The 21,998-nt window shown below is 72.7% G+C and carries 15 protein-coding genes; 8 read left to right on the top strand and 7 right to left on the bottom strand.

Going from position 1 to position 21,998, the window contains the following annotated elements; translation table 11 throughout:
- Window positions 1-56: 56 nt before the first annotated feature.
- Window positions 57-434, top strand: coding sequence for a PLD nuclease N-terminal domain-containing protein (locus ACYVKX_RS05105; RefSeq protein WP_460829561.1), 378 nt, complete (start codon window positions 57-59; stop codon window positions 432-434).
- A gap of 121 nt (window positions 435-555) precedes the next feature.
- A complete protein-coding gene (locus ACYVKX_RS05100; RefSeq protein ID WP_460829560.1) occupies window positions 556-819 on the top strand; it encodes a hypothetical protein in 264 nt (87 codons plus the stop codon).
- Here ACYVKX_RS05100 and ACYVKX_RS05095 read toward each other — a convergent pair.
- The 6 genes from ACYVKX_RS05095 to ACYVKX_RS05070 form a co-directional block, all read right to left on the bottom strand.
- The gene (locus ACYVKX_RS05095; RefSeq protein ID WP_460829558.1) at window positions 777-1,952 is read right to left on the bottom strand and encodes a class I SAM-dependent methyltransferase; all 1,176 of its coding nucleotides are present in this window, start codon (window positions 1,950-1,952) and stop codon (window positions 777-779) included. The two genes, ACYVKX_RS05100 and ACYVKX_RS05095, sit on opposite strands and share 43 nt — an antisense overlap.
- Window positions 1,949-3,880 carry an FAD-dependent oxidoreductase gene (locus tag ACYVKX_RS05090; RefSeq protein ID WP_460829557.1) on the bottom strand — a complete coding sequence of 644 codons (1,932 nt, stop codon included), beginning with the start codon at window positions 3,878-3,880 and terminating at the stop codon, window positions 1,949-1,951. Before ACYVKX_RS05090 ends, ACYVKX_RS05095 begins: the two co-directional genes overlap by 4 nt.
- Window positions 3,873-4,586 carry an anti-sigma factor gene (locus ACYVKX_RS05085; RefSeq protein WP_460829556.1) on the bottom strand — a complete coding sequence of 238 codons (714 nt, stop codon included), beginning with the start codon at window positions 4,584-4,586 and terminating at the stop codon, window positions 3,873-3,875. The genes ACYVKX_RS05090 and ACYVKX_RS05085 overlap by 8 nt, the downstream gene beginning before the upstream one ends.
- Complete coding sequence (gene sigK, locus ACYVKX_RS05080) at window positions 4,583-5,185, bottom strand: ECF RNA polymerase sigma factor SigK (protein WP_460829555.1); 603 nt, start codon at window positions 5,183-5,185, stop codon at window positions 4,583-4,585. The genes ACYVKX_RS05085 and sigK overlap by 4 nt, the downstream gene beginning before the upstream one ends.
- A gap of 10 nt (window positions 5,186-5,195) precedes the next feature.
- Window positions 5,196-5,846, bottom strand: coding sequence for a fasciclin domain-containing protein (locus tag ACYVKX_RS05075; protein ID WP_460829553.1), 651 nt, complete (start codon window positions 5,844-5,846; stop codon window positions 5,196-5,198).
- Window positions 5,847-5,913: 67 nt separating this feature from the next.
- Window positions 5,914-7,413, bottom strand: a complete 1,500-nt coding sequence (locus ACYVKX_RS05070) for a molybdopterin-dependent oxidoreductase (RefSeq protein WP_460829552.1) — start codon at window positions 7,411-7,413, stop codon at window positions 5,914-5,916.
- Window positions 7,414-7,545: 132 nt separating this feature from the next.
- On the opposite strand from ACYVKX_RS05070, the gene ACYVKX_RS05065 reads away from it, so the two are divergent.
- From ACYVKX_RS05065 to ACYVKX_RS05040, 6 genes are all read left to right on the top strand, one after another.
- Entirely contained in the window at window positions 7,546-13,044 is a 5,499-nt protein-coding gene (locus ACYVKX_RS05065; RefSeq protein ID WP_460829551.1) for a DUF7507 domain-containing protein, read from the top strand.
- A gap of 82 nt (window positions 13,045-13,126) precedes the next feature.
- Window positions 13,127-13,885: an enoyl-CoA hydratase-related protein gene (locus tag ACYVKX_RS05060; RefSeq protein ID WP_460829550.1), complete on the top strand. Its 759-nt coding sequence runs from the start codon at window positions 13,127-13,129 to the stop codon at window positions 13,883-13,885.
- 58 nt (window positions 13,886-13,943) lie between these two features.
- Complete coding sequence (locus ACYVKX_RS05055) at window positions 13,944-16,130, top strand: HelD family protein (RefSeq protein WP_460829548.1); 2,187 nt, start codon at window positions 13,944-13,946, stop codon at window positions 16,128-16,130.
- Window positions 16,131-16,297: 167 nt separating this feature from the next.
- Window positions 16,298-18,247 carry an anthranilate synthase family protein gene (locus tag ACYVKX_RS05050; protein WP_460829546.1) on the top strand — a complete coding sequence of 650 codons (1,950 nt, stop codon included), beginning with the start codon at window positions 16,298-16,300 and terminating at the stop codon, window positions 18,245-18,247.
- 303 nt (window positions 18,248-18,550) lie between these two features.
- Window positions 18,551-19,114 (top strand): anthranilate synthase component II, encoded by a 564-nt coding sequence (locus ACYVKX_RS05045; RefSeq protein WP_460829545.1) that lies wholly within the window; start codon window positions 18,551-18,553, stop codon window positions 19,112-19,114.
- Window positions 19,111-20,403, top strand: a complete 1,293-nt coding sequence (locus ACYVKX_RS05040) for an anthranilate synthase component I family protein (protein ID WP_460829544.1) — start codon at window positions 19,111-19,113, stop codon at window positions 20,401-20,403. Before ACYVKX_RS05045 ends, ACYVKX_RS05040 begins: the two co-directional genes overlap by 4 nt.
- Window positions 20,404-20,406: 3 nt before the next feature.
- Here the strand turns inward: ACYVKX_RS05040 and ACYVKX_RS05035 are convergent.
- Window positions 20,407-21,998 (bottom strand): Ig-like domain repeat protein (locus tag ACYVKX_RS05035; protein WP_460829543.1); only part of this gene is annotated, 1,592 nt, incomplete at its 5' end.

The following is a 21,998-nucleotide window of genomic DNA, read 5'->3' as shown; positions in this document are numbered from 1 at the left end:
AGTCAACCACGCGAAACCGGTGACGAAGCCCGTCGCTGCGGGGGACACTTCCGCTCGTGATCAAGCTGGAGCTGCTTCTCGGGATCGTCACGTTCGCCCTCTGGGTCTTCTGCCTGGTGGACGCGATCGGCGCGCGGTCCTCCTCGGTCCGCAACCTGCCCAAGGTCGCCTGGATCATCCTCGTCCTGCTCTTCCCGCTCGTCGGGTCGCTCGCCTGGCTGATCGCCGGCCGTCCTGACGGCGGCGCCGCCCGTCGCTCGGTGCACGAGCGCGCCCAGCCCTCCTATCCCGAGTACGACCGCCCCGGCCGTGCCGCCGCCGTCGACCCGGAGAAGGACGAGGAGTTCCTCCGCCAGGTCCGCGAGCGCGCCGAGGCGCAGCGCAAGGCGTACGAGGAGAGGAAGAGGCGCGAGCGCGAGGCCGGCTCCGAGTAGCGCGTGTCCGCGGCCGACAGGACAGTCCGTCGGGGTCGTGTGCCTGACACCGAGCCATAGGGCGTTCTCAGGCACACGACTCACCAGAAGCCGACCGGAACGCATCGGTTCGACGACCGCCATGACCGAAGGGAACGTGCACAGCGCCGGCGCCATCCAGATGGGCGTCCGGACCGTCGCGAACCTCGCCGACCTCGACAGGCTCTTGGGACCGGACCTCGTCGCGCCGTACGCGGACCTGTTGAACGCCGGCGGCGCGTTGCTCGTCAGCGGGACGTCCGATGGCCGGACCGTGCAGATCCAGGTCGGCAACAGGCTCGCACCTCGACCACCGTCGGTCGATCAACGCGCGCGCACCAGGGTCAGCTGCTGGACGTCGAGGTAGCCGGAGGCGAAGCCGGCGCGGGAGTAGGCCAGGTAGAAGTGCCACATCCGCACGAAGGTCTCCTCGAAGCCGAGCTCGAGGACGTCGGCGCGGCGGGCGAGGAAGGCCTCGTCCCAGCGGCGCAGCGTCTCGGCGTAGTCGGGACCGAACGCGAGCCGGTCGACCACCGCGAGTGAGGTGTCGGCGGCGCACACCTCGTCGATCACCCGGGCGGAGGGCAGGAAGCCGCCGGGGAAGACGTACTTGTTGATCCACGTGTAGCCGCCGCGGGTGGCGAGCATCCGGTCGTGCGGCATCAGGATTGCCTGCAGGCCGACCCGGCCGCCGGGGGCGAGCACCCGGTCGAGGGTGCGGAAGTACGCCGGCCAGTACTCGTGCCCGACCGCCTCGATCATCTCGACGGACACCACGGCGTCGTACTGCTCCCCGCTGGTCGAGCCCGTCGAGACGTCGCGGTAGTCGCACAGGTCGACGTCGACCCGGTCGGCGTGGCCGGCGTCGGCGATCCGCTTGCGGGCCAGGTCCCGCTGCTCGGTGGAGAGCGTGATCGACCGGACGGTCGCGCCGCGGGCGGCGGCGCGGATCGCGAGCTCGCCCCAGCCGGTGCCGATCTCGAGCACGCGCGTCCCGGGCCCGACGCCGGTGGTGTCGAGCAGCCGGTCGATCTTGCGCAGCTGCGCCTCGTGCAGGTCCGAGGAGGTGTCGAAGAGCGCGGAGGAGTAGGTCAGCGACTCGTCGAGGAACAGCCGGAACAGGTCGTTGGAGAGGTCGTAGTGGTGCGCGATCAGCTCGCGGCTGTTGCCGGTCGACGGTCGGTGCCTGCGGGGCCGCCGGCGCTGGACGACGGGACGCAGCCGCTGGAGCGGCCGGGGCACCAGGTCGGCGACGTCGGCGGCGAGCACGGTGAGGAAGCCGGCCAGGTCGGGCGCGTCCCACGCGCCGGTCAGGTAGGCCTCGCCGAAGCCGATCAGCCCGTCGCGGCCCAGCCGCGAGAACAGCTCGTCGGGCCGGTGCACGACCATCGGCGGGCCGCCGCGCCCGAGCGCCCGGCCGTCGAGGGACACCGCGACGTCGAGCCGGTCGACGGCGCCGACGAACAGCCGTCGCGCGACGGCTGACCGGAGTGAGGTCACCGGACACCTTCCTGGTGGTGGTCGGGGCGGGGCCGCACCGGCAGCTGGCGCAGCCAGAGCGCGAGGCCGTGCAGCCGGATCAGCAGCGCTCCGCGCAGCGCCTCGGGCGCGGTGCGCCGGGCGCCCCGGGCCGAGCGCCGGCCGGAGAGCGAGGCGCTGAACACCGCACCGTCGTCGGTGTGCAGCGTCACCGCCACGTGCAGGCGACCGTGCGGGACGGGGACGGCGACGTCGTACCACCCGTCGGTGCCGTGGAACGGCGACACGTACATCGCCTTGTCGGTGCGCGCGCGCCCGTTGGCGTCGGGGTGCACGAGGTAGGCGTGCCGGTCGCCGTAGGTGTTGTGCACCTCGACGACCACACACGGCGGCCCGCTCGACGGGAACGCCCAGAACACGCTGATCGGGTTGAAGCAGAAGCCGAGCGCGCGCGGGTGCGCGGCCAGCCAGACCTTGCCCGACCCGAGCTCGATCCCGTGCAGGGACAGGAAGGCGGCGACGTTATCGCGCAGGGAGAGGGCGGGGTCGCCGAGGTGGTCGCGCGCCTCGAAGCGCGCCAGCACGCCGTGGTCGGGCAGGTGGTCGAGGTCGACCAGCCAGGTGCGCGACCGGTGCGTGAAGGTACGCCGGAACGGCGTGCGTCGGGTGTGCCGGATCGTCGTCGCGTAGATGCCGGTGGCCGGCGCGGGCGGCGCGTCCCAGGACAGCCCGAGCCGCTCGGCCGCGGCGAGGCCGGAGCGGGCGCCGTCCTCGTGGAATCCCCAGCCGTGGTAGGCGCCTGCGAACACGACCCGGTCCGAGTCGATCGACGCCAGCCGCGACTGCGCGGCGACCGACGCGGGCGTGTAGAGCGGGTGCTCGTACTCCATCCGGTCGATCACGAGGTCGGGGTCGACCAGGTGCTCGCCGCCGAGCGTGACCAGGTAGCGGGTGTCGGTGGGCAGCCGCTGGAGCCGGGTCAGGTCGTAGGTGACCGTGACATGGCCGAGGTCGTCGACCGGGCGCCGGAAGTTCCACGACGCCCGGGCCCGCGGCGCCCGCGGCAGCAGCGAGGTGTCGGTGTGCAGCAGCGCCACGTTGGCGGAGTAGCCGATCGCGCCGAGCACCTCGCGCCGCGCGACCGTCGGCTCGGCCAGCATCGCCAGCGCCTGGGCCGGGTGCGTGGCGATCACGACGGCGTCGTACGCCGAGACCCGGCCGTTGCCGTCGGTGACCTCGACCCCGTCCGCGGTCTCGAGCACCGAGGTCACCTTGGTGCCGGTGCGCACCTCGTGCAGCGCCTCGCCGACGCGGCGGACGTACTCGTGCGAGCCGCCGGTGACGGTCCGCCACCGCGGCGACCCGGTGACGCCGAGCATGCCGTGGTGCGCGAGGAACGCGAACAGGTAGCGGGCCGGGTAGTCCCGCGCCACCGCCGGGTCGCACGACCACACCGCGGCGACCAGCGGCTCCACGAAGTGCCGGCGGAAGTACGCCGAGAACCCGTGCCGCTCCAGGAACTCGCCGAGCGTCACGTCGTCGCACAGCCGCCGGGCGAGCCGGTGGAAGCGCGGGACCTCCGCCAGCATCCGCAGGTACGCCGGTCGCGCGATGCTCCGCCCACCCGGGAAGAGGCCCGAGAGACCGAGCGCGCCGGCGTACTCCAGGCCGGTGGCGTCGTCGCGCACCGACATCGACATCTCGGAGTCCTGGGTGGTCACGCCGAGCTCGCGGAACAGCCGCAGCAGCGTCGGGTAGGTGCGCTCGTTGTGCACGATGAAGCCGGTGTCGATCGCGAGCCCGTCCACCACATGCGTGTCGGCGTGCCCGCCGAGCCGGTCGTCGGCCTCGTAGAGGGTGACCCGTGCGGAGCGGGACGCGACGTAGGCCGCCGTCAGGCCCGCGACCCCGGACCCGACGACGGCGACACGCTGTCGTCGCTCAGGCATCCGACCTCGCGAACTCGAACAGCGCGATCGGCTTCGTGGTCGGCGACGTCGACCCGCCCGCGGGCTCGACGGTGATCCCGGCGCCGGTCGCCGTGGCGGCGTCGCCGGTGAGCACCAGGGTCTGGTCGGCAGCGACCGGCATCACGCCCGCGGAGACCATGCCCTCGCCGGGCTGGTCGAGCCAGAGCTGGTAGACCCTGCCGTCCGGGGGCGGGGGCATGTCGCGCGTCTCGATCACCGCGCGGCCGACGGAGTCGGAGCGGGTGACCTTCGCGGACGCCCCGCCGGGGAAGGCCAGCGTGGTGCTGCGCGCGTCGTCGGCGGTCAGCACCTGCTGGGCGACGCTCGGCGCCTGCACGGTCTCCTCGGCCCACGGCTGCTGCCAGACGACGGTGCCGGCGCCGAGGAGGACGGCGGCGGCCGCGGCGGCGACCAGCAGCCGCGGCGTACGGCGGCGGGGCCGGGCGGCCGGGACCACCGGCGGCAGCGGGCGGACGGTGGCGATGCCGGCGAGCACGCGGTCGCGCAGCTCGGGCGGCGGGTCGGCGGTCGTGGTCTCGGCGATCAGCGCGGCGGCCTCGCGGAGGCCGGCGACCTCGGCGCGGCACTCGGCGCACTCGGCGAGGTGTCGCTCGAAGGCGGCCCGCTCGAGGTCGTCGAGCGCGTCCACGGCGTACGCGCCGGAGAGAGCGTGGATCTCCGTCATGAGCTCACCCCCAGGGCGTCGCGCAGCCGGATCAGGCCGTCGCGGATGCGGGTCTTGGCGGTGCCGACCGGCAGGTCGAGCATGGTCGCCACCTCCGTGTGTGTGTATCCCCCGAGGAACGCGAGGCCGACGGCCTCGCGCTGCACCTCGGTCAGGTCGGCGAGGGCGCCGCGCACGCGGCGCGCCTCGAGCGAGGCCTGGGCGGCCTCGGCGGTCGCGTCGTGCGCGACCTGCTGGTTCCGGTGCTGGTAGGCGACGTCGCGCCGGCTGGCCGCCTCGGCCGAGCGGACCCGGTCCACCGCCTTGCGGTGGGTGATCGTCAGCAGCCAGGAGAGCGGGCTGCCGCGGTCGGGGTCGAAGCGGGACGCCGTCCGCCAGATCTCCAGGAACGCCTCCTGGGTGACCTCCTCGGCCTGGGCCGGGTTGCGGACGACCCGCAGCGCCAGCCCGTGGACGCGGGAGCCGGTGGCGTCGTACAGCTGCGCGAACGCGCTCTCGTCGCCCCGGCTCGAGCGCCGCAGCAGCTCGACCAGGTCGGGGCCGGACGCCCCGCCCCCGGGGGGCGAGGCGTCCGGCTCGACGGGCCTGATGTGCTCCACGTGCAGTCCTTTACCCCATTGCCGGCATGAGCACCGAGTCGATGACGTAGACGGTGGCGTTCGCCGTGGGGATGTTGCCGCACAGCACCTGCGCGCCGCCGTCGCCGACGGTGAAGTCCTCGCCGGAGCCCTTGATCGTCAGCTTCGAGCCCTCGAGGGTCTTGAAGGTGCCGGCGAGCTGGTCGGGCGCGAGCTGCTCGGGGACGACGTGGTAGCTCAGGATCTTGGTGAGCGTGGCCTTGTCGGACATCACGGCCTTCATGTCCTTCGCGGGGATCTTCGCGAACGCGTCGTCGGTCGGCGCGAACACGGTGATGCCGTCGGCGGAGTTCAGGGTGTCGACCAGGCCGGCCTGGCCGACCGCGGCGACCAGCGTCTTGAGCAGCGGGTTCGAGCTCGCGGCGGTGGCGACCGGCTCGGTGGCCATGCCGTCGAAGGACCCGGCGCCGTCGGCGGGGATCTGGGAGCAGCCGGCGCCGAAGGTCTGCGCCCCGGCGCCCATCGAGCCGCCCGAGGACATGTCGTCCGACGGCGTCGGCGACATCGCGGACGACGAGGGGGTGTCGGACGCGGTGTCGCCCGAGCCCGAGTCGCCGCTGCATGCCACGAAGCTGAACGTCGCGGCGAGCGCGAGGGCGGCGAGGGGGAGCTTGCGGTTCATGGTGGTGCCTTCCGTTGAGGTCGGTTCGGGAGTGGTTCGGAGCGGGTGCCGGATCGGATTGGCCGGATCAGCCGACGTTCACGACGATCTGCTGGATGCCGCTGGAGCCCTCGGGGAAGGGCGTGGCGCGGACGGCGGTCTGCACGTCGCCCTCGCCGTCGGTCGCGCGGACGGCGAGGGTGTGCTGCCCGGTCTCGGCGGTCCACGGCAGGTACCACTGCCGCCAGTAGTCGTTGCCGGCCGACGGGCCGAGCCGGGCCTCCTGCCACGGCCCGCCGTCCACGCGCACCTCGACCCTCCGCACCCCGCCCTGGCGCTGCGCCCAGGCGACGCCGCCGACGAGGGTGCGGCCCGGATCGACGGTGGACAGCGGCTTCGGGGTGTCGATCCGGCTGGAGACCTTGATGGGCGCGTCGGTCGCCCAGTCGCGCCGGGTCCAGTAGGCGTCCTGCTCGGCGTACGTGGTCAGCGTCATCCGGGTGATCCACTTGCAGGCGCTGACGAAGCCGTAGAGCCCGGGCACCACCATCCGCGCCGGGAAGCCGTGCTCGCGGGTCAGCGAGGTGCCGTTCATGCCGACCGCGATCATCGCGTCCCGGCCGTCGGTCGCGACGTCGAGCGGCGTGCTGATCGTCATGCCGTCGACGTCGGTGCTGAGGATCTGGTCGGCCTTCGTGCTGCCGATGCCCGCGCGGTCGAGCAGGTCGGTGAGCCGGACGCCGAGCCACCGCGCGGCGCCGATGTACTTCCCGCCGACCTCGTTGGAGACGCAGGTGAGCGTGATGTCGCGCTCGATGAGCGGCATCGCCAGCAGCTCGTCGAAGGTGAAGGTCACCTCCTGCTCGACGTCGCCGTCGATGGTGAGCGTCCAGCCGCCCTGGTCGACGATCGGCAGGGTGAGCCGGGTGTCGACCCGGTAGAAGTCGTCGGTCGGCGTGCGGAACGGGCTGATGCCGGGGACCCGCTCGTCCAGGCCGGCCGGGAGCCGCGGCGCCGGGTCGGCGGCTGCCGGCAGCGCCACGTCGGTCAGGTCGGTGCGGTACGACGTGATCCAGCGTCCCGCGCCCGCCAGTGCCGCGGCGCCGACTGCCAGCACGCCGCCGGCGACCAGCACGCCGCGGCGCCCGGTGGCCTCCCGAGAGGGGCCGGCGGTCTGGACCAGCCAGGCCAGCGAGCCGGCCCCGGCGACGGCCGCGACCAGGCTCGGGACGACGTCGAGGGCGCCCGCGCCCGGACGGCTCACGGCGGCCACGGCGGGGATCGCTACCAGGGCGACGAGCAGCCCGGCGCCGTACCCGAACCGGCGCCGGGCGAGCAGCCCGGCGACCGCCGCGAGCACCAGCACGCCGAGCATCACCGAGCCGACCAGGACCGCCTTGTCGTTCGTGCCGAACTGCCGGATCGCCCACTCCTTCGCCGGCGTGGGCGTCAGGTCGATGACGGTGGAGCCCACCACGAGCACCGGCGACGAGGCGGGCTCCAGCAGGCTCGCGGCCAGGTGGCCGGCGGCGACGCCGACGATCGCGGACAGGACGCCGAAGCCGGCGTGGGCGAGTCGGTTCCTCATGGGGGTGGTTCGGAGCGGCCCGACCTCAAGATTTCCTCAAGGCCGCACGGGGCCACCCGGTTCACCCCTACGGTTGCCGCCGAAGTCGCATCTGTACTGCCCGGAGACGGGCCGAGGCTGGGGGGCCAGGCGATGACGTCGCTGACGCGCGCAATTCCGATCCACTCGCACGACCGGGTACGCCGCCACGGCGTGGTCGTGCTCACGATGGCGCTGCTGCTCGGCGCCCTCGCCCTCGTGCTGCTGCCGGCGCCGCCCGCGCAGGCGACCGGGTCGTCGAGCTCGCCGCGCTTCGTCTGCGCGGCCGACGTGGTCTACAGCGTGAACGGCAGCACGCGGGCGCTGAGCAAGGTCAACCCGACCGCCGGCACGTTCGCGTCCAACGGCACCATCCCGGCCGGGAGCGGGGACGACGTCAACGCGCTCGCCCTCCCGAACGGCGGCGGCCGCTACATCTACGCGTTCAACCGGGCCCGCAACGAGATCATCCGGTTCGACGCGGACACCAACGACGCCGACACCTGGAGCGCGCCGGCCAACTCCAGCGCCAGCAGCGTGATCGCCGGCGCGATCAACCCGGCCAACGGCATCTACTACTACGCCTCCGGCGGCACGCCCTGGAAGGTGTTCGCGTTCGACACCAACACGAACACGTCGATCGGCCAGGTCGGCACGATCGCCGGGCTGTCGAGCAACGGCGACATGGCCTTCGACGCGGTCGGCAACCTGTACGTCGTCAGCAACGCCAGCACCACCGCGGCCGGCACCCTGGCCCGCGTCAACGGCCCGCTGCCGACCACGGCGGGCACCCAGTCGCTCAACGCCACCGTGCTCGCGAGCCTGCCGGGCAACTCCGGCCAGTACGCGTCGATGGCGTTCGACGGCTCGGGCGTCCTGGTCATCGGCACCGGCTCCGGCAAGGTGCTCAAGGTCAACCCGTCCAGCGGCGACCTGATCTCGACCAAGACCGTGTCGCTGAGCCTCTCCGACATGGCGTCCTGCTCCTCCCCGAGCACCGCCTCCGTGCGCGTCGACCTGCCCCAGGGCCGCCACGACGCCGCCGACCAGTTCCAGGTCACCCTCACCGGCGGCGGCGTCTCCAGCGGCAACGCCGGCACCACCGCGGGCGCCGACTCCGGCCTGCAGACCGAGGACGACGAGGTCGCCGGCCCGGTCGTCGTACTGCCGAGCACGACGTACACCATCACCCAGACCGCCTCGGGCGGCACCGACCTCAACGACTACACGACCACCTGGAAGTGCGTGAAGAGCGCCGACGGCTCGACGGTCGCCGAGGGCACCGGCAACAGCGGCACCTTCACGATGCCGTCGACCTCCGGCAACACGGTCGTCTGCACGTTCACCAACCTGCCGCTCAAGCCGGCCATCGAGATCGACAAGACCGGCAGCGCCATCAACGATCTCGACGGCAACGGCCCGGACGTCGGCGACACGATCACCTACGGCTTCAAGGTGACCAACACCGGCAACATCGCGCTGAACACGATCGCCGTCACCGACGTCAAGGTCGGCGCGGTGACCTGCCCGCAGACCACGCTGGCGGTCGGCGCGAGCATGACCTGCACGCCGAAGACCTACACGCTCACCCAGGCCGACGTGAACGCCGGCAAGGTCGACAACACCGCGACCGCGACCGGCAAGGGCTCCAACGGCGTGACCGTGACCGACGACGACAGCGTCTCGACCACGGTCCCGGCGAACCCGGCCATCGCGCTGGACAAGACCGCCGGCTCGATCACCGACGTCGACGGCAACGGCCCCGACGCCGGCGACACGATCACCTACGGCTTCAAGGTGACCAACACCGGCAACGTCCCGCTCAACCCGGTCACGGTGACGGACCCGAAGCTCGGCGCCATCACCTGCCCGTCCGGCGCGGTCGCGCCCGGCACGTCCATCACGTGCACGCCGAAGACCTACACGCTGACCCAGGCCGATGTGAACGCCGGCAAGGTCGACAACACCGCGACCGCCACCGGCAAGCCGCCGACCGGCGGCAACGTCACCGCGACCGACTCGGTCACGGTCGTCGTCCCGACGGTGCCGAAGATCGAGATCGACAAGTCCGCGGGCGCCCTCAGCGACAACGACGGCAACGGCGCGGACGCCGGCGACACGATCACCTACTCGTTCGTGGTGACCAACACCGGCAACGTCGCGCTCACCCTCGTCGCGGTCGACGACCCCAAGCTCGGCGGCGCGATCGCGTGCCCGACCACCACGCTCGACCCGGGTCAGTCGATGACCTGCCCGAGCAAGGTCTACACGCTGACCCAGGCCGACGTGAACAGCGGCAAGGTCGAGAACACCGCGACCGCGACCGGCAAGCCGCCGACGGGCGACAACGTGACCGACGACGACTCGACCACGACCGGCCTCACGGGCACGCCCGCGATCGAGCTCGACAAGACCGCGAGCGCCGTCCTCGACCAGGACGGCAACGGCGCGGACGCCGGCGACCGGATCAACTACACCTTCAAGGTGACCAACGTCGGCACCGTGACGCTCGACCCGTGGTCGGTCTCCGACCCGCTGGTCGGGACGATCACCTGCCCGTCCGGCGCGCTCGCGCCCGGCCAGACCAGGACCTGCACGGTCGCCGGCTACACGCTGACCCAGGCCGACGTGGACGCCGGCAAGGTCGACAACACCGCGACCGCGACCGGCAAGCCGCCGACGGGCAACAACGTGACCGACCAGGACTCCACGAGCACGCCGGTCCCGGCGTACCCGTCGATCGTCCTGGACAAGACCGCCGGCGCGATCACCGACGTGGACGGCAACGGCCCCGACGCCGGCGACACGATCACCTACGGCTTCGAGGCGACCAACGCCGGCAACGTGACCCTGAACCCGGTCACGGTGTCCGACCCGAAGCTCGGCGCCATCACCTGCCCGTCGGGCCCGCTGGCCCCGGGTGCGTCGGTCACCTGCACGCCGAAGACCTACCCGCTGACCCAGGCCGACGTGAACGCCGGCAAGGTCGACAACACCGCGACCGCCACCGGCAAGCCGCCGGTGGGGTCGAGCGTGACCGACACCGACTCGACCACGACGCCGGTCCCGGCGGCCCCGTCGATCACGCTGGTGAAGACCGCCGGCTCGATCACCGACGTGGACGGCGACGGCCCGGACACCGGTGACACGATCACCTACCAGTTCGCGGTCACCAACACCGGCAACGTGAAGCTCGACCCCGTGACGGTCGCGGACCCGAAGGTCGGCCCGATCACCTGCCCGGCCGGCGCCCTGGCGCCGGGTGCGACCGTGAGCTGCTCGCCGAAGACGTACGCGCTGACCCAGGCCGACGTGAACGCCGGCAAGGTCGACAACACCGCCACCGCCTCGGGCACGCCGCCGACCGGCTCGCCCGTGACCGACACGGACTCGACCACGACCCCGGTCGCGCCGAGCCCGGGCATCAAGCTGGTGAAGACCGCCAGCGCGGTCAACGACGTCAACGGCAACGGCATCGACGACGGCGACACCGTCACCTACACCTTCGAGGTGACCAACACCGGCAACGTGACGCTCACCAACATCACCGTCTCCGACCCGAAGGTCGGCCCGGTGACCTGCCCGAGCGCTCCGCTGGCCCCGGGTGCGTCGGTGGACTGCGACCCGCGCGTCTACGCCCTCACCCAGGCCGACGTCGACTACGGCTCGGTGGACAACACCGCCGAGGTGACCGGTACGACGCCGGGCGGCGACACCGTCACCGACGACGACTCGCGCACCGTGGACCTGCCGGCCACCGGCTCGATCCAGCTGTCGAAGACCGCGAGCGCGATCGACGACCTGGACGGCAACGGCCCGGACGCGGGCGACACCATCACCTACTCGTTCCGGGTGACCAACACCGGCAACGTGAAGCTCGACCCGGTGACGGTCACGGACCCGAAGGTCGGCCCGGTGACCTGCCCGTCCGGCGGCCTCGAGCCCGACGAGTCCTTCGACTGCACCCCGGTGACCTACCCGATCACCGCGGGCGACGTGAGCAACGGCAAGGTCGACAACACCGCGACCGCCACCGGCAGGACGCCGGACGGCAGCACGGTGCAGGACTCGGACTCGACCACCACGCCGGTCCAGCCGACGGTCACGAACGTCAAGGTCAAGAAGACCGTCGACGACACGACGCCGCGCGAGGGCGACGTGATCACCTACACGCTGACCGTCACCAACACCGGTGCCGCGGACGCGAACGACGTGGTCGTGACCGACGCGCTGCCGAGCGGCGTGACCTACGTGTCCGCGGACGCGCCGTGCACCCGCTCGGGCTCGACGGTCCGCTGCGAGCTCGGGACCGTGCCGGCCGGCCAGACCCGCAGCGTCGACATCCGGGTCAAGGTGGACCCGCTGCCGGAGGTCGGCACCGACCACCAGCACCTGTTCGACGTGCAGAAGACCGAGGTCCAGGTCGACATCGAGGCCGACGACCAGGCCACCGGCACCGTGGCCTGCATGCCCGGCTACGTCGTGACCGACGGCTCGGGCCGGATCGACCAGGTCGACCAGGGCACCGGCACGTTCGCCGACATCGCGATGACCGAGAACCGGGCGATCGGCAACGACAGCTGGCGGGCGACGTTCGTCAACGACGCGACCGGCCGGGCCCAGGGCAAGGTGTTCGCGGTCTGCGTGAAGACCCAGAGCGAGACGGTCAACGGCCACAGCCACGACGTGGTGGTCGGCCCGCAGCTGAGCGAGACGCGGGCGCTGCCGTCCGGCCGCACCGACGTCACGCTGACGTGCGGCCCGGGCCAGACCCCGATCCAGCCGGGCTACCAGCTGGACGGCACGGCACCGGTCGTCACGACGTACCCCGACGGCGACAACGGCTGGCGCTTCGGCGTCGTCAACGACGGTGCGGCGACCACGGGCACGTTCACGATGCGCTGCATGGACAACCTGGTCAGCACCGCGAACGGGCACACGCACCAGCTCGGGCTGGACGAGATCCGCCAGACGGTCTCCGTCCCGGCCGGGCAGACCGCGGAGTACACGCTCACCTGCGCGAACGACGCCAAGGGCATCGTCGCCGGCTACGACATCGACCCCGGTCTCGTCGTCCTCGGCAACGACCCGCGGCCGATCGTCCGGGTGTTCAAGTTCTACAACCCGACCAACGGCCCGCTGTCCGCGAAGCTGTACCTGCTCTGCCTGTCCAACCGCACCGAGCGCGGGGCCGACCAGGGCGGGAACATCGAGAACACGGCGACGGTGACGACGTCGACCCCGGAGACCACGAGCGGCGACAACAGCTCCAGCGTCTCCGTCCGGGTCGACACCTCGCCGCCGGTCGTGCCGGTCGCCCCGCTGCTGGTCTCCGGCTCGGCCCGGACGGTCTCCACGACCGTCAGGTGCGGCTCGGGCGGCGGCACCTGCCAGGGCACGGCGACGCTGTTCGCGGCGTCGACGATGAAGGTCGGCGGCAAGACCGTCAAGGCCGGCAGCGTCCTCGCCAAGGGCGCGTACAAGATCAAGTCCGGGAAGAAGGCGACGCTGCGCCTGAAGAAGACCGCCCTCGGCAAGAAGACGCTGGGCAAGCTGAAGAAGGCGAAGCTGAAGATCGGCGGCGACGTCCGGACGGTGCGCATCAAGCGCTGACCTCCGGCCGGGGCCACCGCCCACCGGGCGGATCCGGGGCGGGCTCGGGCATGCGGCAGACTCTCCTGACAGGATGGGCCGCATGCCCGAGCTCGTTCGCTACTCCGTCGACGACTGCCATGACAGCGCAATTGCGACGGTCACGCTCGACTCACCGCACAACCGGAACGCGCTCTCGCGGCAGCTGGTCACCGAGCTGTTCGAGGCGCTCGAGCGGGCCGCGGGCGACCCGGACGTGAAGGTGGTGCTGCTCACCGCCGAGGGCCGGGTGTTCTGCTCCGGCGCCGACCTGTCGGAGGCGTCGGCCGGCGGCATGGACGAGGGCGCCCGCCGGGTCGTCGACCTGCAGCGGCTGATCCTCACCCTCGACAAGCCGGTGGTGGCCCGGGTCCAGGGCGCGGTCCGCGCCGGCGGCATCGGCATCGTGGCCGCCTCGGACATCGTGGTCGCGTCGGCGGACGCGACCTTCGCGCTGACCGAGGTCAAGCTCGGCCTGGCGGCCGCGATCATCTCGCTCACGGTCCACGCCCGGATGAGCCCTCGGGCCGCGGCGCTCACCACGCTCGGCGGCGAGGTCTTCGACGGCACCGCCGCGGCGGCGTACGGCCTGGTCACGACGGCGGTGCCCGCCGACGACCTGGACGCCGAGGTCGCGAGGGTCTGCGCCTCGCTGGCGACCGGCGCCGCCCAGGGCCTGCGCGAGTCCAAGCGGATCCTCAACCGCGACCTGGTCGCCCGGGTCGACGAGCGGGGCGACGAGCTGGCCGAGCTGTCCGCGCGGCTGTTCGCCTCCGACGAGGCGCGCGCGGCGATGGCGGCGTTCCTGTCCCGGAAGAAGTAGCTCCCGGGTAGGCTTGTCCACTTGCCGGAGCCGGTCCGGGACGAGGGGAAGACAGGCGTTGTCCGAAGAGCTGGTCGATCGGGAGATCGCTGCCGAGCAGGCGTTCGTGGACCGGGTGTACGTGCAGCTGGCCGCGTCGGCCAAGGCCGCCGAGGCGATCGCCAAGGAGGGCCACAGCCGCGGCCGGCTGGGCCACGAGGGCGGCCTGGTCGAGCGCGACGCGATGGTCTTCCAGGCCGCGCGGCGGATGGCGCAGCTCGACGCCGCCCACGAGGGCCTGGTCTTCGGCCGCCTCGACCTGCGCGAGCAGGTCGACCCCGAGCCGCGCTACATCGGCCGGATCGGGCTGCGCGACGCCAACCGCGACTCCCTGCTGATCGACTGGCGCGCCCCGGCGGCCGCCGTGTTCTACCAGGCCACCGCGGCCGAGCCGCACGACGTCGTACGGCGACGCGTCTTGCGTTGCGCCGGCCAGAAGGTCGTCGGCGTGGAGGACGAGCTGCTCGACGCCGAGGCGGAGACCTCGCTCCCCGTCGTCGGCGAGGGCGCGCTGCTGGCGCAGCTCTCCCGCGCGCGCGACCGCTCGATGCACTCGATCGTCGCCACCATCCAGGCCGAGCAGGACCGGGCGATCCGGGCGCCGGGCAAGGGCGTCGTGTCGATCTCCGGCGGCCCGGGCACCGGCAAGACCGTGGTCGCGCTGCACCGCGCGGCGTACCTCCTCTACAGCGACCGCCGGCGCTACGAGGGCGGCGGCGTGCTGGTCGTCGGCCCCAGCGGCGTCTTCATGCGCTACATCGAGCGGGTGCTCCCGAGCCTCGGCGAGACCGCGGTCGCGCTGCGGTCGCTCGGCGAGGTCGTCGACGGCGTCCGCGCCACCCGCCACGACGACCCCGCGGTCGCCGACGTCAAGGGCGGCGAGCGGATGGCCGAGCTGCTGCGGCGTACCGCCCGCCAGCAGGCGCCGGGCAGCCCGCAGGAGTTCCGCGTCTTCTGGCGCGACGACACGATCGTGCTCGGCCGGGGCGAGCTCGGCCGGCTGCGCCGCCAGCTGATGTCGCAGGGCCGCCGCAACCGGCAGCTGCCGAGGGTCGCCACCACCCTGCTCGACGCGATGTGGCGCCAGGTCCGCGGCGAGCGCGGGCGCGACCGGGGCCGCGAGGCGTTCGACGACGACCTGCTCGGCCACCGCGACTTCCTCGACTTCGTCGCCGCGTGGTGGCCGCCGCTCGACGCGGTCACCGTGTTCGGCTGGCTGCGCGACCCCGAGCTCCTCTCCCGCGTCGGCGACGGCGTGCTCAGCTCCGAGGAGCAGCGGCTGCTGTCGAAGTCGTGGTCGGAGTCGGCGGCGCTCACGGTCGAGGACGTGCCGCTGCTCGACGAGCTGCGCTACGCAATCGGCGACGTCCCGGCGCGCACCGACGACGAGCGCGACCTCGACGAGACCGGGCTGCTCGAGGGCGGCGTCGACGTGCAGGAGCTGTTCACCGCCGCGGACCGCGAGTACGCCCCGACCGGCCGGGTCTGGGCCCCGCCGACGCACCGGCTCGAGGACGACCCGTTCGCGCACGTCCTCGTCGACGAGGCCCAGGACCTCACCCCGATGCAGTGGCGGATGGTCGGCCGGCGCGGCCGGACGGCGTCGTGGACGATCGTCGGCGACCCGGCCCAGTCCTCCTGGCCGGTGCCGGCCGAGGCCGCGGCCGCGCGGGCCGCCGCCCTGGAGGGCAAGGACGTCCACGAGTTCCACCTGTCCACGAACTACCGCAACTCCTCGGAGATCTACGCCCACGCCGCGGCGTACGCCGAGCGGGTCGGCCTCGACGCCGACCTGCCGACCGCCGTCCGGTCGACCGGCGTGTCGCCGGAGGTCGTCGAGGGCGTCGCCGACGCCGACCTGGAGTCCGCCGCCCGTGCGGCCGTCGCCGAGATCGCGGGCCGGGTCGAGGGCACCGTCGGCATCGTGGTGCCGGTCGCGCGGCGCTCGGAGGCCAACGCCTGGCTGGCCTCCTGGCCGGAGTTCGCCGCCGACGCGCCGGGCGCCCGGGCGGCCATCGACTCCTCGGTCGCGCCGTCGGGCGAGGACCGGATCGTGGTGCTCACCGGCCTCGACACCAAGGGCCTGGAGTTCGACGGGATCGTGGTCGTGCGGCCCCAGGAGATCGAGTCCGAGTCCGCCACCGGCCGCGCCACGCTCTACGTCGTACTCACCCGCGCCACCCAGCTGCTCACCACCCTCTCCTGATCCGCTCCGTCCTGATGCGCTCCTCGAGCCGACGCCGGGCACCTACGACACCTCCCGGCTGACCCTCCGCTGACGCCGAGTCGGCGCAATCTCAGCTGAGACTGCGCCGACTCGGCGGGCTGAGACACTGAGACTGCGCCGACTCGCCGGGAACTAGAGTCGCCGTCATGACGACCACGCCGACTGCGCCGACTGCCCGGGAAGCCATCGCGGCCGTCCAGGGGCACGAGGCGTGGGCGATCATCCGGCGCTCCACGCGGGCCGGCGACCGCGACACGGTCGGCGTGGTCGGCGGTCGCCGACGGGTGGTCGAGTCGATCCTCGACGTACCTCTCACCGAGGGCGTGCCGGAGGCCGGGCACATCGCCGACCGGCTGCTCGCGGTGCCGTTCCGTCAGGTGCGCGAGCGCGGCTTCGAGGCGCACGACGACGGTGCCCCGCTGGTCGTCGTGGACGTCGAGTCCGAGCTGGAGTTCACCGTCGCCGAGGTGGTCGAGGCGATCGACGAGGTGCCGGTGGAGTTCGCCGACCGCGGCGGCTTCGAGACCGACGACGAGGAGTACGGCCGGCTCGTCGCGGCGATCATCGAGGACGAGATCGGCCAGGGAGAGGGCGCCAACCTGGTGATCGGCCGGCACTACCGCGCGACCGTCGCGGACTGGGGTGCGGACCGGGCGCTCGCGGTCTTCCGGCGGCTGCTCGAGCGCGAGCGCGGGGCGTACTGGACCTTCGTCTTCTTCACCGGCGACCGGTTCCTGATCGGCGCGAGCCCCGAGCGGCACGTGACGATCCACGGCGGCGACGTCCGGATGAACCCGATCAGCGGCACCTTCCGGCTGCCGGCGGTCTCGACAGGCTCGACCGACGGGGGCGACCTGAAGAGCCAGCTCCTGGAGTTCCTGCACGATGAGAAGGAGATCTACGAGCTCTTCATGGTCGTCGACGAGGAGCTCAAGATGATGTGCGACATCTGCCACGAGGGCGGGCAGGTGCTCGGACCGTTCCTCAAGCCGATGAGCCGCCTGATCCACACCGAGTACCTCCTCGCCGGCCGCACCGACCGCGACCCGCGCGAGGTGCTGCGCGACACCATGTACGCCGCCACGGTGACCGGCTCGCCGGTCGAGAACGCCTGCCGGCTGATCAGGAAGTACGAGACCGAGGGCCGGGGCTACTACGGCGCCGCACTGGCCATCCTCGGCCGCGACGCCGAGGGCGGCCCGGTCGTCGACAGCCCGATCGTGATCCGGACGGCGTCCGTGGACCTCGACGGCCGACTCACCGTCACGGCCGGAGCGACCCTCGTGCGCGACTCCGACCCGGCGTACGAGGTCGCCGAGACCCACGCCAAGGCGGGCGGCATCCTCAGTGCCTTCGGGCTGGTCGAGCCCGCGCCGACGCCGGCGGTGAACGTCGCCGAGCTGGTCAACGACGAGGACGTGCTGCTCGCGCTCAACCAGCGCAATCGCCGGCTCTCGTCGTTCTGGCTGACCGACCAGGGCGGCTCGCCGCCCGACCCGCGGCTGGCCGGCATGAGCGTGGTGATCCTCGACGGCGAGGACGACTTCGTGAACATGCTGCGCCACGTCCTCGGCGTGCTCGGCATGACCAGCGCCGTCGTACGCCACGAGGACTACGCGCCCGGCTGCCTGGACGGCTTCGACCTGGTGATCGTCGGGCCCGGGCCGGGAGACCCGCGCGACGGCAGCGACCCGAAGATGGCGAACCTGCGCGCGGCCGTGGCCGAGCTGATGGCGGCCGGGCGGCCGTTCCTCGCCGTGTGTCTGGGCCATCAGGCGCTCTGCCACCACCTCGGCATCGGGCTGTACTACAAGGACATCGTGTTCCAGGGCACCCAGTCGCCGGTGGAGATCGACGGCCGCACCGAGCAGGTCGGCTTCTACAACACCTTCGTGGCCCGGCTCGGCTCTGCGGGCTCACCCGAAGGGGTGGTCGTGGACGCGGATGTCCAGACCGGGGACGTCCACCGGGTCCGGGGTCCGCACTTCCAGGGGATCCAGTTCCACGCCGAATCCATCCTCACCGAGCACGGATACGACCTCCTCCACGAAATCGTGCGACACCTTCTCCTCGAACGCGGTACATCGGACCGGTGAGCCGCTAGGCTGCTCCACGTAACACGGCGGGAACCCGCTCATGGGCCCGGTGAAGACTGCCCCCCAGCTTCATCGGGCCCTTCCGCATTTCCCGGGATTGCTCGAGGTCCGGAGAGCCGGTCCGGGGCTTCCTCTGCGCGCGGGCCGGTCTGCGTCCACAGGCGTGCTTCGCCGGCCCGGTTTGCGTCCCCAGGGATGCGGTTGGTGACCAAACCGCAGAGATTTCGGGCCGCGATCTGCGGTTGGTGACCAATCCGCGACGTCCGACACGCCGAGGAACGACGTCGGGCTAGGTTGTCGCCCGTGGTTCCGGACGTGGTCGTGGTCGACCATCACGACTCCTACACGTGGAACCTCGTCCACCTGGTCGCGTCGGTGACCGGGGCGCTGCCGTCGGTGGTGCAGCACGACGAGGTGTCCGCCGACGAGGTGCTCGCGCACTCCCACGTCGTGCTCTCACCCGGTCCCGGCCATCCCGCCGACCCGGCCGACTTCGCCGTCGGCCGCGCGGTGCTGGCCGCCGGCACCCGCCCCGTGCTCGGCGTCTGCCTTGGCATGCAGGGCCTCGTCACGGCGTACGGCGGGGAGGTGGGCCGGGTCCCGCCCGCCCATGGCGAGGTCGCGACCGTGACCCACGACGGGCGCGGGGTCTTCGCGGGGCTGCCGGCGTCGTTCGACGCAGTCCGCTACCACTCGCTCGCCGCGCTGTCCGTGCCCGACGCCCTGGAGGTGTCGGCGTGGGCGGGCGGCGTGGTGATGGGGGTGCGCCACCGGACGCTGCCGCTCGAAGGCGTGCAGTTCCACCCGGAGTCGATCCTCTCCGAGCACGGCGCGCGGCTGGTCGCGACCTTCCTGGGGCTCCCGTGACCGACCCCGTCTCCTTCTTCGCCAACGTGGCCGCCGGGCATCGGCGCTGCTTCTGGCTCGACGGGGGTGGTGCGCGCGAGTGGTCCGGCCGCCGCTCGATGGTCGGCTGGCTCGACGAGGACGACGTGTCGCTGACCTACTCCGCGACGACCCGCCAGGTCACCAGGCACGCCTCCGGCCGCGCCGAGGTCGTCGGCGACGACGTGTTCGCGGCGCTCGAGGCGGAGCTCGACGCCGGGTCGCCCGAGGACCACTGGGTCGGGTACCTCGGCTACGTCTGCCGGCCGGACCTGCCCGCGTCGTACGGCGACGACCTGCCCGACGCGGTCTGGATGCGGCCGCGCGAGATCCGGTTCTTCGACCACGAGGTTGTCGGCCCTTCCCTGACGTTGTCAGGTGTTGCAACGGCCGACAACGTCAGGAATCCCCGGCCAGCCGGGGATCCCGACACCGCCGAGCCCGGCACCACCGCCCCCCCCACCGCCTACGCAACCGCCTTCGCCGAGGTCCAGGAGCAGCTGCACGCGGGCAACAGCTACGAGGTCAACCTCACCTACCGGGTCGAGGCGGCGGGCCCGCGGGATCCGCTGGCGGCGTACCTGCGGCTGCGCGAGGTCAACCCGGCGCCGTACGCCGGCTTCCTCCAGCACGATCTCCCCGAGACGCGGGCCTGGCTGCTGAGCAGCAGTCCGGAGCGGTACGCGCTCATCGCCGCCGACCGCACTTTGGAGACCAAGCCGATCAAGGGCACCACCCCGCGCGGCGCCACACCCGCGGAGGACGAGCGCCAGCGGCGGCACCTCGCCACCGACCCGAGGTTCCGCGCCGAGAACCTGATGATCGTCGACCTCCTCCGCAACGACCTCGCGATGGTCTGCGCGCCGGGGACGGTGACGGTGCCGAGCCTGATGGACGTCGAGTCCTACGAGTCCGTGCACCAGCTGGTGAGCACCGTCCGCGGCCGGCTGCGCGACGACGTGTCGACGATCGGCGCGCTCCGGGCGCTCTTCCCGGCCGGCTCGATGACCGGCGCCCCGAAGCTGCGCACCATGCAGGTGATCCGGGACGTCGAGAGCACGCCGCGCGGGCCGTACGCCGGCGCCTTCGGCTGGATCGCCGCCGACGGCCGCGCCGACCTCGGCGTGGTGATCCGCAGCCTGACCACCACCGGCGACGGCCGCTACCGGCTCGGCACCGGCGGCGGCATCACGGTCCGGTCCGAGGCGGCGGAGGAGTACGCCGAGTCGCGGTGGAAGGCGGAGCGGCTCCTCCGCGCGCTGGAGCGGTGAGGGTCAGCGTCGGACTTTGAGCCGGACGGTGCGGGTGTTGCCGGCTTGGTCGGTGGCGGTGGCGGTGTAGACGACGGCTCGGGGGGTACGGGTGCGCTTCAGGGTGCAGCCGCGGGGGGTGAGCCCGGAGACCGGGTCGGTGGCGGTGCAGCGGACGCCTCTGGTGGCGGTACGCCGGATCTTGACCCGGGGCTTGGTCCGGTCGATGTCGATACCGGCGACGGTGAGGGTGGTGGTGCCGCCGTCGGTGGCGGTGATGGTGCGGGTCCGGGTCTGGTCGGCGCCGTTGCGGCGCAGCACGACCGGGCCGGGGCACGGGCCGGTCAGGGGTGCGGTGTCGGGGGTGCAGGTGAAGGTGATCGTGACCGGTCCGACGTACCAGCCGCGGTTGCCCTTCGTCCCCGTCAGGGTGGCGGTCAGGGTCGGGTTGGTGCGGCTGATGGTGGCCGTGGACCCGGTGTAGTTGGTGTCGCCGGCGTAGGTCGCGGTCACGACGGCACCGTCCGGGAGCCCGCCGGGGAACTCGTCCACGGGGATGGTGGCGACGCCCTGGTCGAGGGTGGCGGTGCCGACCTCGGTGTCGCCGACGGTGACGGTGACCTCCCCGGACGGCCGACCGACCCCGGGGTCGGGTGAGCCGGCCGGGCCGACCAGGACGGTGAGGTCCTGGCCATCCAGGGTGAGGGTGGTGGTGGTCTCGGCGCGGGTGACGCGCAGGGTGGCGCTCGCGGCGGAGCCGGCCAGCTCGGGGGAGGTGGGCTCGAGGGTCGCGGTGAGGGTGTAGGTGCCCGGGGTCAGGGGCCTGCCGGTGGCCGGGTCGGTGATCGGTGGCGAGGTGGTCTCGCCGCCGCTGGTGGGGACCGGGGCGCCGAGTTGGGTGCCGTCGAGGAGGAACCGTACGGCCCCGGCCGCCGAGGTGCGCGCGGTCGCGGTGACCGGCTGCCCGTAGGCGGTCTGGTCAGCCGAGAGGGTCAGGTCCATCCAGGTCCCGGCCCGGTCCACGGTGATGGTGACGGACTTGGTGGGGGCGGGGGTGTAGTCGGTGGTGCCGGCCTGGTCGGCGGTGACCACGCAGGTCCCGGCCCGGACGAAGGAGACCACGTCCTGGTCGTTGAGGGTGCAGGCGTTGTTGGTGGTGGCGGCGGGGTCGATCGCGAAGGTCACCGGCTGTCCTGATCCACCGCCGGTCGCGGCGGGTGTCCAGGTCCCGCCCACGGTGCCGCGGGTCGGGGGTGCCGGGTCGAACACGATCGCCTGGCCGGCCCGGTCCACGGTGATGGTGACGGGCTGGGTGGGGGCGGGGGTGTAGTCGGTGGTGCCGGCCTGGTCGGCGGTGACCACGCAGGTCCCGGCCCGGACGAAGGAGACCACGTCCTGGTCGTTGAGGGTGCAGGCGTTGTTGGTGGTGGCGGCGGGGTCGATGGCGAAGGTCACCGGCTGTCCTGATCCACCGCCGGTCGCGGCGGGTGTCCAGGTCCCGCCCACGGTGCCGCGGGTCGGGGGTGCGGGGTCGAACACGATCGCCTGGCCGGCCCGGTCCACGGTGATGGTGACGGACTTGGTGGGGGCGGGGGTGTAGTCGGTGGTGCCGGCCT

Source organism: Nocardioides hungaricus (assembly GCF_054782915.1).
This window is presented reverse-complemented; position numbering and strand designations above follow the sequence as displayed.